This window comes from Enterobacter cloacae complex sp. HYC080_NIDB (genome assembly GCF_056673325.1).
Genome location: NZ_CP114212.1, coordinates 36,593 through 53,013, shown reverse-complemented (window position 1 = coordinate 53,013; position 16,421 = coordinate 36,593). Strand labels below are relative to the sequence as shown.

Sequence of the window (16,421 nt, the reverse complement as noted above, 5' to 3'; positions counted from 1 at the left end):
GTTACCCGCGGCCACGCCGCCAGTTGGCTCATACCTGGAGCCAGAATGTGACGGGGCCATCGTTCACCAGCGAAACCTGCATATCTGCAGCGAATCGTCCGGTTTGCGTATGCATTTCCTGCTGGCGACAACGCTCAACAAAGTATTCGTAAAGTGCTTCTGCACGATCGGGCGCGGCGCCTTTCGAGAAACTCGGGCGCATGCCGCGCTCGGTATCCGCTGCCAGCGTAAACTGGGACACCACCAGCACGCTGCCGCCCGCCTGCTGGACGTTCAGGTTCATCTTACCTTCCGCATCGCTGAAAATGCGGTAACCCAGCACCCGCTCGCATAAGCGGTTAGCTTTTTGTTCGTCATCATCCTTTTCGACACCTAACAACACCAAAAGTCCTGGGCCAATTTCACCCGTCACCTCTCCCTCCACGGTGACGCTGGCACGGGTTACGCGCTGTATCAATGCAATCATGGTTGGTCTGCTTCTTGTTGTTTTTCAGCTGCTGCTGCTTTTTTAAGTTCGCGGTATACGCCGAGAGTGACAGTTATTTCGGCACCAAGCAAGACGATACACCAGGTCCAGTAGACCCAGACAAACAAAATGGGGATCACCGCCAGCACGCCGTAAATCAGCTGATAGGACGGAAACATGGTGATGTAAAGGGCAAACCCTTTTTTACCCAGCTCAAAAAGCACGGCCGCCACCAGCGCCCCCACTACCGCATCGCGGTTTGGTACGCGCGTGGTCGGTACGACGCTATAGAGCAGCCAGAACGAAAGCCATGACAGGATCAGCGGAAAGATGCGAAGCACATTATCAATAACGCCGTTTAAATCACTCGCCCAGCGCAATGACAGAAGGTAAGAGCTGATGGCAAGGCTCGCCCCGGCCAGCAGCGGGCCGAGCGTGAGGATCATCCAGTACACGGCAAAAGAGTAGACTTTTGGCCGCGCTTTTTTACTCCGCCAGATTGTGTTCAGTGCGCTATCAATGGCATACATCAGCAGCAGCGCAGTGACAATCAGCCCGCACGCCCCCACCGCCGTCATCTTGTTGGAGTTGGCAACGAACTGCTCGATGTAGTTCTGGATAACATCCCCGGTGGCAGGAATGAAATTCGCAAACACGAAATGGCGAAGCTGCAGGCTGACGTCCGCAAACATCGGAAAGGCGGAAAATAGCGCAAAGATCACCGCCACCAGCGGCACTAATGAGAGCAACGACACGTACGCGAGGTTTCCCGCCAGCGTGGTCATGTTGTCCTCATCAATGCGGTGCCAGAGCAGTTTTAGCCAGGCTCTCAGCGGGCGCGTATGATGCGTGGCTTTTTGATGAACGGTTTTTAACATAACTGCTTCGCAAAGTAGTTGGGTATCGTCTCTTTTCCGGTCACCAGAATTGACGTGATACCTAACTGGTTAGCTCCCTCTATATTATCGGCATTGTCGTCGAAAAAGACGGCATCGGCGGCAGTGAAACCTTCTGCCTGCAAAACGGCCTGATATATCCGCGCTTCGGGCTTGCGCATACCCATCTCCTGCGAGAGATAGATTTTATCTGCCGCTGCCTTAACTTCAGGGTATTCTTCAGGCCAGAACGTGGTGTGCAGGCGGTTAGTATTCGACAGGACAACCACACGGTGCCCCTGCTCGCGCAGTTTGTGCATGATGTCGATCACTTCCGGGCGGATCGCGACAAATACCGCCTGCCAGCCGTGCGAAAACTGCTCATAGCTTAACGACAGTCCCATGTCCTGGCAGAAATGCTCTGCGAATTCCTCGTCACTTATTTCACCGCGCTCATGCTGATGGAAAGTTTCGCCCATCGCGAAATTCTGCTTTAACGTCGCCAGCGGAACACGGCTAAAGTCGCTCCATGCGCCCAGCACGCGATTAAAATCGATATCGACGATTACATTTCCTAAATCAAAGATATAAAGCATGTTTATCTCCTGCTCGCCGTGGAAAAATAACTGTAGCGGGAAAGAGAAGGTTTGGCTATGTGCGAGATTCAGCTTAAAGAAAGGAATGGCCCGAAGAGAGATATCGGGCCATAAAAAGGTCAGCCAGCCTGCTGTTCTTCTCCTGAACTGACTTCAACTACTTCCACTTTGCTGGATTTGAGGAGATTTTGCAGCGCCGAGCCGGGAAGCTCATCCGTGAATAGCGCCGTGGCCTGCGCCACGTTGCCAATTTCTACGGCGGCGGAAGCGCTGTATTTCGTGTGATCGGCTGCCAGTAAAATATGGCGCGAGTGAGCCATCATGGTTTTCACCACGCTGGCTTCATTGACGTCAAACTCCATCATCGCACCGTCGTGCTCAATCGCCCCTACGCTGGTCACGAGATAGTCCGCCCGGAAGCCGGATACAAACGCCGTCGCCGCCGGGCCGATAATGCCGCCGTTATGCGGGCGCAGCGTGCCGCCGGGGACCATCACTTCAAAGCGCGGGTTTTTATAGAGAATGTGCGCCACCCGCAGGCTGTTGGTGATAATGCGCAAATGGTTGTGATTGAGCAGCGCCCGGGCAACATGCTCCACCGTCGTCCCGATGGTGATAAAGATGGTCGAGCCATCGGGAATGTAGTCCGCAATCGCCTCGGCAATCGCCCGCTTCTCTTCGGTGAGCGAAACTTCACGCTGCTCGAATGCCGTGTTCACCACGCTGGACGCCCTGCCCGCACCGCCATGATGACGCGTTATGAGTCCCTGCTCGCTGAGCTTACGGATATCCCGTCGTACCGTTTGTGTGGACACATCCAGCAGCTGCGCCAGTTCATCAATATTCATATAGCCGCGATCGGCAATCAGCGTCAGCAGCTGATCGTGACGCGGGTTGCCGGTCAGTTCGGTAAGACTCATGGGCTGTCCTCTGAAAACCATCACGCCCCGCATTTTATACAAAAAGTGACAAAAAAGAGCGGGTTTGATCACAGTCGGGTATACCCGCACGCCCGCCGGGCCTGGTGCATTTCAGGGCGGCGACGGCGCTGGCAAAACGCACGGCGTCAGCGGCGGACGCTTGCTGCGCCAGACTGACCGCCAGCGCACCGTGGAAAACGTCGCCCGCCCCCGTGGTATCAACCACCTCGACCTCAAAGCCAGGCTGATGACATAACCTGCCGCTTTCCAGCCAGAAGCAACCGTCTCGCCCCTGCGTAACGTACATATGTCCATTTGTGAGCATTTGTGCTTTTTTCAGCGCGTCTTCAGCTCCATCCAGCTGCGTTAAACGCCGCAGTCCCGGCGCGGAGAAGGCGGCATGATCGCTTAGGGCGATCAGTTCCGCGATGTCCTGCGGAGTGACATCCGCATCAAGTAAGGTGGGTACGCCCTGCTGGCGAGCACGGATAAACGCCTGTTTTGCCCCGTCATGCCAGCGCACGTCTGCTAATACGATATCCCATTGTGAGAAGTCGACGTCCTGCAGCCAGTCAGCCTCTGCGGGAAGATCGGGGCTGGGGTAGTTCGCAATCACGCGCTCCCCGCTGGCGTCCACCAGCACTGCGGATTGTGACGATCGGGCCCCTTTAAACACGCGCGTGTAGCGGGTATTCACCCCCAGGGATTCCAGCTCCGCGAGCAGGCGTCTTCCGGTCTCGTCGTCACCCACGCGGCCAATAAAGTCCACCTCAGCTCCCAGTTTCGCTGCCGCCACCGCCGCAGTTGCCGCCGGGCCACCGCCCACTTCCGTATAATCTTTTGCGACATATTTCCCACCTTCCCTTGGTAAATCATCGAGATACCAGATGCGATCCAGCACGGTAATGCCGACACAAACGATGCGAGTCATGGTGATTCCTTGTGCGATTTCTGATGCTGCCATTTTAATTTCATCAAATGTTTAAAAAGTGACCCCTGTCAATTTTTTGACTATAAATTACAAATATGATCAAAAACAGACAACACAAACGCGCAAAAATTGACACGATGTGACAGGAGAAAGGCATGTCAGCAATCGCATTTATCGGTTTAGGGCAGATGGGCGCGCCAATGGCGAAGAATCTGCTGAAACAAGGTCACCGGCTTCAGGTCTTTGATGTGAACCCGCAGGCCGTTCAGACGCTGGTGGAGAGCGGCGCACAGGCAGTGGCGACGCCAGCGCAGGCCGCTGCGGATGCCGAATTCGTCATTACCATGCTGCCCAACGGCGACCTGGTGCGCAGCGTACTGTTTGGTGAGCACGGCGTTTGCGAAGGGTTATCCCGCGACGCGCTGGTGATCGATATGTCCACCATTCATCCACTGCAAACTGACGCGCTGATCCGTGACATGGCGGAGCGCGGCTTCAGCCTGATGGACGTCCCCGTCGGACGGACGTCTGACCATGCCATCGCCGGTACGTTACTTCTGCTGGCAGGCGGCACGGTGCAGCAGGTTGAGCGCGCCACGCCGGTATTAATGGCGATGGGCAATGAGCTGATCAACGCTGGCGGGCCGGGCATGGGTATCCGCGTGAAGCTTATCAATAATTACATGAGCATCGCCCTGAACGCGCTTTCAGCAGAGGCGGCCGTACTGTGCGAAGCGCTCGGCCTCTCCTTCGACGTGGCGCTCAAGGTCATGAGCGGCACGCCGGCAGGCAAAGGCCACTTCACGACCTCATGGCCGAACAAGGTGCTGAAAGGGGATCTTTCACCCGCCTTCATGATCGACCTTGCGCATAAAGATCTGGGGATCGCCCTGGACGTGGCCAACCAGCTCCACGTTCCCATGCCGCTCGGCGCGGCTTCTCGTGAAGTTTACAACCAGGCTCGCGCCGCCGGGCGCGGGCGCGAAGACTGGACGGCCATTCTTGAACAGGTTCGCGCATCTGCCGGGCTGAAAAAATCACACTGATACGAAAGGACTGAGGAATGACGATGTACACCCTGAAAGATATCACCCGACCTTCCGGCGGTTTTGCCATGCTGGCCGTGGACCAGCGCGAAGCGATGCGCCTGATGTTTGCTGCGGCAGGCGCGCCGGTGCCGGTAACCGACCAGCACCTCACGGATTTTAAGGTTAACGCGGCCAAAATCCTGTCGCCGTATGCCTCCGCTATTCTGGTTGACCAGCAGTTCTGCTATCGCCAGATCGTCGAGCAGCAGGCCGTCGCCAAAAGCTGCGCGATGATTGTGGCAGCGGACGAGTTTATACCGGGCAACGGTATTCCGGTCGATAGCGTGGTGATCGACAAAAACATCGACGCGCAGGCAGTAAAACGCGATGGCGGCAAGGCGCTGAAGCTGCTGGTGCTGTGGCGCAGCGATGAAGATCCGCAGCAACGTTTGGAGATGGTGAAGGCGTTCAATACGCTGTGCCATAGCAACGGACTGCTTAGCATTATCGAACCGGTGGTGCGTCCGCCGCGTCGCGGTGCCGCATTCAACCGCGAGCAGGCGATTATCGACGCCGCCAGAGAGCTGGGCGATAGCGGTGCCGACCTCTACAAAGTGGAGATGCCGCTGTTCGGTAAAGGTACGCAGCAGGAACTGCTGGCCGCCTCGCAAAAGCTGAACGCGGAAATCAATATGCCGTGGGTGATCCTCTCTTCCGGCGTGGATGACAAGCTCTTCCCGCGCGCGGTGCAGGTTGCCATGCAGGCGGGGGCTTCAGGCTTTTTAGCCGGTCGCGCCGTGTGGTCCTCCGTGGTGGGGCTGCCGGATACTGAAATGATGCTGCGCGATGTCTCTGTGCCAAAACTGCAGCGTTTGGGTGAGATCGTCGACGAAATGATGGCTCGCCGCTAAGAAAGGACCCGAACATGAAATGGTTTAACACCCTGAGCCATAACCGCTGGCTCGAACAAGAGACCGACCGTATTTTCGATTTCGGTAAAAACGCCGCCGTGCCGACCGGCTTTGGCTGGCTGGGCAATAACGGCCAGGTGCGTAGCGATATGGGCACACATCTGTGGATCACCGCCCGCATGCTGCACGTGTATGCGGTGGCCGCCAATATGGGGCGTCCCGGGGCGTATGCCCTGGTTGAGCACGGCATTAATGCCCTCAACGGCCCGCTGCGCGACAAACAGCACGGCGGCTGGTACGCCTGTGTGAACGATGAAGGCGTGATCGACGCCTCCAAGCAGGGCTATCAGCATTTCTTCGTGCTGCTGGGCGCGGCGAGCGCCGTGACCACCGGCCATCCGCAGGCGCGCAAACTGCTGGACGATGCGATTGAGGTGATCGAACGCTATTTCTGGAGCGAGGAAGAACAAATGTGCCTCGAATCCTGGGACGAGGCCTTTAGCAAAACCGAGGATTATCGCGGCGGCAACGCCAACATGCATGCCGTTGAAGCGTTCCTGATCGTCTATGACGTCACGCACGACCGCAAGTGGCTCGACCGTGCCCTGCGCATCGCCTCGGTGATTATTCACGACGTAGCGCGCAAAGGTGAGTACCGCGTTAACGAGCATTTCGACACGAACTGGAACCCAATCCGCGATTACAACATCGACAATCCTGCCCACCGTTTCCGCGCCTATGGCGGCACGCCAGGCCACTGGATCGAGTGGGGCCGCCTGATGTTGCACCTGCGCGCCGCGCTGGAAGCCCGTTTTGAAACCCCGCCGGAGTGGCTGCTCGAAGATGCGAAAGGACTGTTCCATGCCACCATCCGCGACGCCTGGGCACCGGACGGGGCCGATGGTTTCGTCTACTCCGTAGGCTGGGATGGTAAGCCTATTGTCCGTGAACGCGTGCGCTGGCCTATCGTCGAGGCGATGGGCACGGCTTACGCGCTCTACACCGTGACCGGCGAAGCACAGTACGAAGCCTGGTATCAGAAGTGGTGGGATTACTGCATTAAGTACCTGATGGATTACGAGAACGGTTCCTGGTGGCAGGAGCTGGATACCCATAACGAAGTGACAACCAAAGTCTGGGACGGCAAGCAGGATATTTACCATCTGCTGCACTGCCTGGTGATCCCACGTTTGCCGCTGGCACCGGGCTTAGCCCCGGCAACGGCCGCCGGTTTGCTGGACTGCCTGGCCAAATAATAAAAGACGGAGTTTTTATGCGTACCCTACACAATATTGACCTGAAAAATAACGAAAGGGGTTTCACCCTGCACTGGGAAAACCGCCTGATTTTGTCCCATACCGCGGATGCGCCCTGCCTGTGGATCGGTGCAGGCGTCGCCGATATTGAGATGTTTCGCGGCAATTTCAGCATCAAGGACAAACTGAACGAAAAGATCGCGCTGACGGACGCAACCGTCACGCAGCAAAGCGCGGGCTGGGCGATCCGCTTTACCCGTGGCGATGCGGTCAGCGCGACGCTGCTGGTGGGCGTGGATGGCGAAGGCCGCCTGGAGATGAAGCTTAAAAACGATGCCACCCGCCATAACCGCATCTGGCTGCGGCTGGCGGCTCAGCCAGAAGATCACATTTACGGCTGCGGCGAGCAGTTCTCTTATTTCGATCTGCGCGGCAAGCCGTTCCCGCTGTGGACCAGCGAACAGGGCGTGGGCCGTAACAAGCAAACCTACGTGACCTGGCAGGCCGACTGCAAAGAGAACGCAGGCGGCGATTACTACTGGACCTTCTTCCCACAGCCTACCTTCGTGAGCACCCAGAAGTACTACTGCCACGTGGACAACAGCTGCTACATGAATTTTGACTTCAGCGCGCCGGACTTCCACGAACTGGCGTTCTGGGAAGATACCGCCACGTTGCGCTTCGACTGTGCGGAAACCTACGTCGGCCTGCTGGAAAAACTCACCGGACTGCTGGGGCGTCAGCCTGAACTGCCAGACTGGGTTTACGACGGCGTGACGCTGGGTATTCAGGGCGGCACCGAGGTCTGTCAGCAGAAGCTCGACGTCATGCGCAAAGGGGGCGTGAAGGTGAACGGCATCTGGGCGCAGGACTGGTCCGGCATTCGCATGACCTCCTTCGGCAAACGCGTGATGTGGAACTGGAAGTGGAACAGCGAGCTGTACCCACAGCTTGACGAGCGTATTCCACAATGGAAACAGGAAGGCGTGCAGTTCCTCTCCTACATCAACCCGTACGTCGCCAGCGATAAAGATCTCTGCGAAGAAGCAGCGAAACGCGGCTATCTGACTAAAAATGCCGACGGCAAGGACTACCACGTCGAGTTTGGCGAGTTCTATGCGGGCGTCATCGACCTGACCAATCCTGAAGCCTACGACTGGTACAAAGAGGTTATCAAAAAGAACCTGATCGAACTGGGCTGCGGCGGCTGGATGGCCGATTTCGGAGAGTATCTGCCGACTGACACGTTCCTGCACAACGGCGTTAGCGCAGAGATCATGCACAACGCGTGGCCAGCCCTGTGGGCCAAATGTAACTACGAGGCGCTGGAGGAGACCGGCAAACTTGGCGAGATCCTGTTCTTTATGCGCGCAGGCTACACCGGCAGTCAGAAGCACTCGGTGATGATGTGGGCGGGAGATCAGAACGTCGACTGGAGCCTGGACGACGGTCTGGCGTCCGTGGTGCCTGCGGCGCTGTCTCTGGCGATGACCGGGCACGGCCTGCACCACAGCGACATCGGCGGCTATACCACCCTGTTCGAGATGAAGCGCAGTAAAGAGTTGCTGCTGCGCTGGTGCGATTTTAACGCCTTCACGCCGATGATGCGCACCCACGAAGGTAACCGTCCTGGCGATAACTGGCAGTTCGACGGCGATGCGGAAACCATCGCGCACTTCGCGCGCATGACCACCGTTTTCACCACCCTGAAGCCGTATATCAAAGCCGCCGTCGCGCAGAACGCGAAAAGCGGCCTGCCGGTGATGCGCCCGCTGTTCCTGCACTACGAGGACGACGCACGCGCCTACACGCTGAAATACCAGTATCTGTTTGGCCGCGATCTGCTGGTGGCGCCCGTTCACGAAGAGGGGCGCACGGACTGGACGCTCTATCTGCCGCAGGACAACTGGGTGAATGCGTGGACCGGGGAATGCTGCCAGGGCGGTGACGTGACCGTTGATGCCCCACTCGGCAAGCCACCGGTCTTCTATCGCCAGCACAGTGAATGGGCAGATCTGTTTAGCACCTTACGTCATATCTGATAAGGCTCGCCCGCAGGGAAACCTGCGGGCAGACGGAGAACAATAATGAGTCAACATACTTCTGATCCGGCAACCCTGCGCCTGCCGTTTAAAGAGAAACTCGCCTACGGGATGGGCGATCTCGGCTCTAACATCCTGCTGGATATCGGCACGCTGTATCTGCTGAAGTTTTACACCGACGTGCTGGGGCTGCCGGGCACCTACGGCGGGATCATCTTCCTGATTGCGAAGTTCTTTACCGCCTTCACCGATATGGGCACCGGGATCATGCTCGACTCCCGGCGCAAGATTGGCCCGAAAGGGAAATTCCGCCCGTTCGTGCTATACGCCGCCTTCCCGGTGACGCTGCTGGCGATTGCCAACTTCGTGGGCACGCCGTTTGAGGTGACCGGTAAAACGGTGATGGCAACCGTGCTGTTTATGCTGTACGGCCTGTTCTTCAGCATGATGAACTGTTCTTACGGCGCGATGGTGCCCGCCATTACCAAAAACCCGGACGAGCGCGCCTCGCTGGCCGCATGGCGTCAGGGCGGTGCCACGCTCGGCCTGCTGCTCTGTACCGTGGGCTTTGTCCCGGTGATGAACCTGATTGAGGGCAACGATCAGCTAGGCTATATCTTTGCCGCCACCCTCTTCTCGCTGTTCGGGCTGTTCTTTATGTGGTGGTGCTATAAGGGCGTGACCGAGCGTTACGTCGAGATGCAGCCTGCCAATCCGGCGCAAAAGCCGGGGCTGTTGCAGTCTTTTCGCGCCATCGCCGGGAACCGACCGCTGTTTATCCTGTGCATCGCTAACCTGTGCACGCTGGGTGCCTTTAACGTCAAGCTCGCCATCCAGGTCTACTACACGCAGTACGTGCTGAACGACCCGATTCTGCTGTCGTATATGGGCTTCTTCAGCATGGGCTGTATTTTTATCGGCGTCTTTATGATGCCCGGCGCGGTGCGGCGCTTCGGTAAGAAAAAGGTCTACATCAGCGGGCTGATGATTTGGGTGGCGGGCGATCTGCTCAACTACTTCTTCGGCGGCGGCTCGGTGAGCTTTGTGGCGTTCTCCTGCCTCGCGTTCTTCGGTTCCGCGTTTGTGAACAGCCTGAACTGGGCGCTGGTCTCCGACACCGTGGAGTACGGCGAGTGGCGCACCGGCGTGCGCTCTGAGGGAACGGTCTATACCGGCTTTACCTTCTTCCGCAAGGTATCTCAGGCGCTGGCGGGCTTCTTCCCGGGGATCATGCTCACGCAGATCGGCTATGTGCCCAACGTAGTGCAATCCGCCGGTACGGTTGAAGGGCTGCGGCAGCTGATATTTATCTATCCAAGCCTGCTGGCGGTCATCACCATCGTGGCGATGGGCTGCTTCTACAACCTCAACGAGAAGATGTATGTGCGCATCGTCGAAGAGATCGAACTGCGCAAGCGTACGGCATAAATGACGTGATAGAGCGCCCTGCGGGGCGCTCTGAGGATCGACCATGAGAGATAATATTGATCCGTTAACCCTGAAATTGAGCCTGCGTGAGAAGTGCGCCTACGGGATGGGCGATTTTGGCTCGAACCTGATGCTGTGTATTGGCACGCTGTATCTGCTGAAGTTTTACACGGATGAACTGGGCATGCCCGCGTTCTATGGCGGCATTATTTTCCTGGTAGCGAAATTCTTCACCGCGTTTACCGACATGCTGACCGGCGTGCTGCTGGACTCCCGGCGGAATATCGGTAAGAAGGGAAAATTCCGGCCATTCATTCTCTACGCCTCCGTCCCGGTGGCGCTGGTCGCGACGGCGCAGTTTATGGCCAACGACTTTAGCCTGACGGTGAAAACGGCGCTCGCCACGGTGCTCTTTATGCTGTTTGGCCTGTGCTATAGCCTGATGAATTGCTCCTACGGCGCGATGGTTCCGGCCATCACCAAAAACCCGAACGAGCGTGCGCAGCTTGCCGCCTGGCGTCAGGGCGGCGCGACGGTGGGGCTGTTGCTCTGCACCGTGGGCTTTATGCCCATTCAGGCACTGTTCATCCACCAGCCCTCACTCGGTTATCTGGTGGCCGCGCTGGTGTTTGTGACGGGTGGCCTGTTCTGCATGTGGTGGTGCTACAGCGGTGTGAAAGAGCGCTACGTGGAGCTCACGCCCGATCACCATAAGCCCGGCATTCTGAAATCGTTCTGCGCGATTTTCCGCAACCCGCCACTGCTGGTGCTGTGCATCGCCAACCTGTGTACCCTCGCCGCGTTTAACATCAAGCTGGCGATTCAGGTCTATTACACCCAGTACGTGCTGAACGATCTTCATCTGCTGTCGTGGATGGGTTTTTTCAGCATGGGCTGCATTCTGATTGGCGTGTTTCTGGTGCCCGGCGCGGTGAAGCGCTTTGGCAAGAAGCCGGTGTATCTGGGTGGGCTGGCACTGTGGGCAGTGGGTGACGTGCTGAACTTCTTCTGGGGGACCAGCTCCCTGCTGTTCGTGCTGTTTTCCTGTATGGCCTTCTTCGGCACGGCGTTTGTGAACAGCCTGAACTGGGCGCTGGTGCCGGATACCGTCGATTATGGCGAATGGAAAACCGGCATCCGCGCCGAAGGGTCGGTTTACACTGGTTATACCTTCTCGCGCAAAATATCCGCCGCCCTCGCTGGCTTCCTGCCCGGCATCATGCTGTCCCAGATTGGCTACGTTCCCCATGCCGTTCAAAGCGCGGGCACGCTGCTGGGATTGCGTCAGCTTATTTTCCTCTGGCCATGCGGCCTGGCAATCGTTGCCGCTGTGACCATGGGACTGTTTTATATACTCAACGAAGCGCGCTTCGCCTTTATTATCGAGGAGATTGGAAAACGGAAAAAACAATCAGCGAATACCCCTGAGATAACTACCAACAATAAAGCGTCAGCAGTCACTTTATAACAATAAATCCGGCCAATATGTCCTTCCTGTTAATCAGGAGGGAGGCCTTTCTGTACCTGATACATGGACAAATTATGAAAAGAATCATCACTGTACTGATCGTGTCGTCTGTGTCCTGCCCGGTATTTGCCGGGGCCTATGTCGAAACCCGCGAAGCTTACAATACGGCCTCTGAACTGCACGAGGTGATCCTGCGTGCGGGATATAACTTTGATATGGGCGCGGGGCTGATGTTCACCAATGCCTATAACGTGGGGAAATGGGATGAGCTGAAGCACAGCTATAACGAAATAGAGGGATGGTATCCGCTCTTTAAACCCACCGACAAACTCACCTTCCAGCCCGGCGGATTGATTAATGACAGCAGCGCCGGTTCGGGTGGTGCGGTCTATCTGGACACCAACTATAAATTTATCGACTGGTTTAACCTGACCTTCCGCTATCGCTATAACCATAACAATTACGATACGCCGGACTATAACGGTCAGATGGATAAGAACGACACGCACGAGTTTGCCAACTACTGGAATTTCAAAGTAACGGATGCGTTTTTCTACACGTTTGAACCGCACTTTTTCCAGCGGGTGAATGATTATCACAGCAAAAATGGCAAAGACCATCACTGGGAAATCACCAATAAATTCAGCTATAAGATCGACAGAAACTGGCTGCCGTACCTCGAACTTCAGTGGCTGGACAGATGGAATGATTACAACCGCGAGCAGTACCGAATTCGCCTGGGGTTACGGTACTCGTTCTAATAAAAAAGCCGCTGAGAAATCAGCGGCTTTTTAGTTGCCGGGAGGCGCGCACGCTTACCCGGCCTACAGATTGACTGTATTACTCTTCTTTCGCACCGCGCATTGCACGTTTACGATCGTTCTCAGTCAGGTGACGTTTACGGATACGAATTGACTGTGGAGTCACTTCGACCAGTTCGTCATCATCGATGAATTCCAGAGCCTGCTCCAGAGTCATCTTGATCGGTGGAACCAGAACCGTTGCTTCGTCAGTACCGGACGCACGCATGTTGGTCAGTTTCTTACCGGTCAGGCAGTTTACGGTCAGGTCGTTAGAACGACTGTGAATACCGATGATCTGGCCTTCGTAAACTTCTGCACCGTGACCCAGGAACAGCTTACCGCGATCCTGCAGACCGAACAGCGCGAACGCAACCGCTTTACCTTGACCGTTGGAGATCAGCACGCCGTTGTTACGCTGGCCCACTTCGCCCGGACGCACGTCGTCGTAGTGGCTGAAGGTGGAGTACAGCAGACCGGTACCGGAGGTCATGGTCATGAACTCAGAACGGAAGCCGATCAGGCCACGGCTTGGGATCACGTAGTCGAGACGTACGCGGCCTTTGCCATCTGGATTCATGTTTTTCAGGTCGCCTTTACGCTCGCCCAGTGCCTGCATAACAGAACCCTGGTGCTGCTCTTCAACGTCCAGCGTTACGTTCTCAAACGGCTCTTGTTTACGGCCGTCGATTTCGCGGAAGATAACTTTCGGACGGGAAACCGCCATCTCGAAACCTTCACGACGCATGTTTTCGATCAGGACTGACAGGTGCAGCTCGCCACGACCCGAAACGCGGAATGCGTCAGCATCCTGAGTTTCTTCAACGCGCAGCGCAACGTTGTGCACCAGCTCTTTGTTCAGGCGGTCAAGGATCTGACGAGAGGTAACGAATTTACCTTCTTTGCCACAGAACGGAGAGGTGTTGACGTTGAAGAACATGGATACGGTTGGTTCATCAACGGACAGAGCAGGCAGCGCTTCGACGTTCTGCGGATCGCAGATGGTGTCGGAGATGTTCAGCTCGCCCAGACCGGTGATCGCGATGATGTCGCCCGCTTCCGCGATGTCGCTCTCGATACGCTCAAGACCCAGGTGAGTCAGAACTTTACCGACTTTACCGTTACGGGTTTTGCCTTCGCTATCGATGATAGTGACCTGCTGGTTAGGCTTCACTTTACCGCGCTTGATACGACCAATGCCGATGACGCCAACGTAGTTGTTGTAGTCGAGCTGGGAGATCTGCATCTGCAGGGTGCCGTCCAGGTCAACGTTTGGCGCAGGAACACGGTCAACAATCGCCTGATACAGCGGGGTCATGTCTTCAGCCATGTCTTCATGGTCCAGACCAGCGATACCGTTCAGCGCAGACGCGTAAACGATAGGGAAGTCCAGCTGCTCGTCGGTCGCGTCGAGGTTAACGAACAGGTCGAAGACCTGGTCAACAACCCAGTCAGGACGCGCGCCAGGACGGTCAACTTTGTTGATAACAACGATTGGCTTCAGACCATGGGCGAAAGCTTTTTTGGTCACGAAGCGCGTCTGTGGCATTGGGCCATCCATTGCGTCAACGACCAGCAGAACGGAGTCTACCATGGACATTACACGTTCAACTTCACCACCGAAGTCGGCGTGCCCTGGGGTATCAACGATGTTGATACGGTAGTCATTCCATTTAATCGCGGTGTTTTTCGCGAGGATGGTAATCCCACGCTCTTTCTCCAAATCGTTGGAGTCCATCACGCGTTCTTGGGTTTCGGCACGCGCATCAAACGTACCGGATTGCTGCAGCAGCTTGTCAACCAGGGTAGTTTTACCATGGTCTACGTGCGCGATGATGGCGATGTTACGCAAATTTTCGATCACAACTTTGCCTCAGGCATTTAGAAATAGCGCGTTATTGTACACGGATTAATCGCACTACAAAACAGGATCACAAACATCCCCCGCAAACAAGTATTGCAGAGATGCTTTGTGATCGCTTTCACGGAGCGGTAAAAGGGCACTTTAACGTAAATTGCACCAATATGGTGCTCAATGTTCACATTGAAGCACTATACTGGTGCAACAAATCCATTGTGGTGCAGCCCTTTTGCACTATGGTGCGCATGATAACGCCTTTTTGGGGTGTTTTAAAAGTTGGCACAGATTTCGCTTTATAAAAATACATGGCACACGGCCAGTACAAACAGAAATTGAAGACCTCGTTACCACGACGACAATGACCAATCTGGAGAGTTAAGTATGTCCGCTGAACACGTTTTGACGATGCTGAACGAACATGAAGTGAAGTTTGTTGATCTGCGCTTCACTGATACCAAAGGTAAAGAACAGCACGTCACAATCCCTGCTCATCAGGTGAACGCCGAATTCTTTGAAGAAGGCAAAATGTTTGACGGCTCCTCCATTGGTGGCTGGAAAGGCATTAACGAATCCGACATGGTTCTGATGCCAGATGCAACCACCGCGGTCATTGATCCGTTCTTCGAAGAACCAACCCTGATCATCCGTTGCGACATCCTCGAGCCAGGCACGCTGCAGGGCTACGACCGCGACCCACGTTCTATCGCTAAACGCGCTGAAGAGTACCTGCGTTCTACCGGCATCGCGGATACCGTGCTGTTCGGGCCAGAGCCAGAGTTCTTCCTGTTCGATGACATTCGTTTCGGTGCCTCTATTTCTGGCTCCCACGTAGCAATCGACGACATCGAAGGTGCATGGAACTCCTCCACCAAATACGAAGGTGGTAACAAAGGTCACCGTCCAGGCGTGAAAGGCGGTTACTTCCCGGTTCCACCGGTCGATTCTGCACAGGACATCCGTTCCACCATGTGTCTGGTGATGGAAGAAATGGGCCTGGTGGTTGAAGCTCACCACCACGAAGTCGCGACTGCGGGTCAGAACGAAGTGGCTACCCGCTTCAACACCATGACCAAAAAAGCGGACGAAATTCAGATCTACAAATACGTTGTGCATAACGTTGCGCACCGTTTCGGTAAAACCGCGACCTTCATGCCAAAACCGATGTTTGGCGATAACGGTTCCGGTATGCACTGCCACATGTCTCTGTCCAAGAACGGCACCAACCTGTTCTCTGGCGACAAATATGCTGGTCTGTCTGAGCAGGCGCTGTACTACATTGGCGGCGTTATCAAACACGCTAAAGCGATCAACGCCCTGGCGAACCCAACCACGAACTCCTACAAGCGTCTGGTCCCGGGCTACGAAGCACCAGTCATGCTGGCTTACTCTGCGCGTAACCGTTCTGCTTCTATCCGTATCCCGGTGGTGGCGTCTCCTAAAGCGCGTCGTATCGAAGTTCGCTTCCCGGACCCAGCGGCTAACCCATACCTGTGCTTCGCAGCACTGCTGATGGCCGGTCTGGACGGTATCAAGAACAAGATCCACCCAGGCGAAGCGATGGACAAAAACCTGTACGACCTGCCGCCAGAAGAAGCGAAAGAGATCCCACAGGTTGCTGGCTCTCTGGAAGAAGCCCTGCAGGCGCTGGACGCAGACCGTGAGTTCCTGACGGCGGGCGGCGTGTTCACTGACGACGCTATCGATGCTTACATCGCCCTGCGTACCGAAGAGAACGACCGCGTGCGCATGACGCCACACCCGGTTGAGTTCGAACTGTACTACAGCGTTTAATTAAGTTGTTTTACCCGGCGTGACAAGCGCCGGGAGTAGTTGCCGTGG

Annotated in this window: 14 protein-coding genes; 8 read left to right on the top strand and 6 right to left on the bottom strand. The window is 56.0% G+C overall.

Features of this window, described 5'->3' with window-relative positions; genetic code table 11:
- Positions 1-28 precede the first annotated feature (28 nt).
- From dtd to O1723_RS00220, 5 genes are all read right to left on the bottom strand, one after another.
- Positions 29-466 (bottom strand): D-aminoacyl-tRNA deacylase, encoded by a 438-nt coding sequence (gene dtd, locus O1723_RS00240; protein WP_014885747.1) that lies wholly within the window; start codon positions 464-466, stop codon positions 29-31.
- Positions 463-1,344 (bottom strand): virulence factor BrkB family protein, encoded by an 882-nt coding sequence (locus O1723_RS00235; RefSeq protein WP_014885748.1) that lies wholly within the window; start codon positions 1,342-1,344, stop codon positions 463-465. The genes dtd and O1723_RS00235 overlap by 4 nt, the downstream gene beginning before the upstream one ends.
- Positions 1,338-1,937, bottom strand: a complete 600-nt coding sequence (yihX, locus tag O1723_RS00230; protein WP_023336484.1) for a glucose-1-phosphatase — start codon at positions 1,935-1,937, stop codon at positions 1,338-1,340. Before yihX ends, O1723_RS00235 begins: the two co-directional genes overlap by 7 nt.
- A 119-nt stretch (positions 1,938-2,056) precedes the next feature.
- A complete protein-coding gene (locus O1723_RS00225) occupies positions 2,057-2,857 on the bottom strand; it encodes a DeoR/GlpR family DNA-binding transcription regulator (RefSeq protein WP_014885750.1) in 801 nt (266 codons plus the stop codon).
- A gap of 34 nt (positions 2,858-2,891) precedes the next feature.
- The gene (locus O1723_RS00220; protein ID WP_023336485.1) at positions 2,892-3,788 is read right to left on the bottom strand and encodes a sugar kinase; all 897 of its coding nucleotides are present in this window, start codon (positions 3,786-3,788) and stop codon (positions 2,892-2,894) included.
- A gap of 155 nt (positions 3,789-3,943) precedes the next feature.
- Here O1723_RS00220 and yihU point away from each other — a divergent pair, with 155 nt between their 5' ends.
- The 7 genes from yihU (at position 3,944) to ompL (ending at position 12,682) form a co-directional block, all read left to right on the top strand.
- Complete coding sequence (gene yihU / locus O1723_RS00215) at positions 3,944-4,834, top strand: sulfolactaldehyde 3-reductase (protein ID WP_023336486.1); 891 nt, start codon at positions 3,944-3,946, stop codon at positions 4,832-4,834.
- A 17-nt stretch (positions 4,835-4,851) separates the two neighbouring features.
- On the top strand, positions 4,852-5,727 hold the full coding sequence (gene yihT, locus O1723_RS00210) for a sulfofructosephosphate aldolase (protein ID WP_014885753.1): 876 nt from the start codon (positions 4,852-4,854) through the stop codon (positions 5,725-5,727).
- A 14-nt stretch (positions 5,728-5,741) separates the two neighbouring features.
- Positions 5,742-6,983, top strand: coding sequence for a sulfoquinovose isomerase (gene yihS / locus O1723_RS00205; protein WP_023331634.1), 1,242 nt, complete (start codon positions 5,742-5,744; stop codon positions 6,981-6,983).
- 17 nt (positions 6,984-7,000) lie between these two features.
- Positions 7,001-9,025, top strand: coding sequence for an alpha-glucosidase (locus tag O1723_RS00200; RefSeq protein ID WP_023336487.1), 2,025 nt, complete (start codon positions 7,001-7,003; stop codon positions 9,023-9,025).
- A 45-nt stretch (positions 9,026-9,070) separates the two neighbouring features.
- Positions 9,071-10,453: an MFS transporter gene (locus O1723_RS00195; protein WP_014885756.1), complete on the top strand. Its 1,383-nt coding sequence runs from the start codon at positions 9,071-9,073 to the stop codon at positions 10,451-10,453.
- A 43-nt stretch (positions 10,454-10,496) separates the two neighbouring features.
- Complete coding sequence (locus tag O1723_RS00190) at positions 10,497-11,921, top strand: MFS transporter (RefSeq protein ID WP_248191070.1); 1,425 nt, start codon at positions 10,497-10,499, stop codon at positions 11,919-11,921.
- A 74-nt stretch (positions 11,922-11,995) separates the two neighbouring features.
- Positions 11,996-12,682 (top strand): porin OmpL, encoded by a 687-nt coding sequence (gene ompL, locus O1723_RS00185; protein ID WP_014885758.1) that lies wholly within the window; start codon positions 11,996-11,998, stop codon positions 12,680-12,682.
- A 79-nt stretch (positions 12,683-12,761) separates the two neighbouring features.
- Here the strand turns inward: ompL and typA are convergent, their stop codons facing one another.
- Positions 12,762-14,585, bottom strand: coding sequence for a ribosome-dependent GTPase TypA (gene typA / locus O1723_RS00180; protein WP_023336490.1), 1,824 nt, complete (start codon positions 14,583-14,585; stop codon positions 12,762-12,764).
- Positions 14,586-14,963: 378 nt separating this feature from the next.
- Between typA and glnA the strand changes: the two genes are divergently transcribed.
- Positions 14,964-16,373, top strand: a complete 1,410-nt coding sequence (glnA, locus tag O1723_RS00175) for a glutamate--ammonia ligase (protein WP_008501856.1) — start codon at positions 14,964-14,966, stop codon at positions 16,371-16,373.
- Positions 16,374-16,421 lie beyond the last annotated feature (48 nt).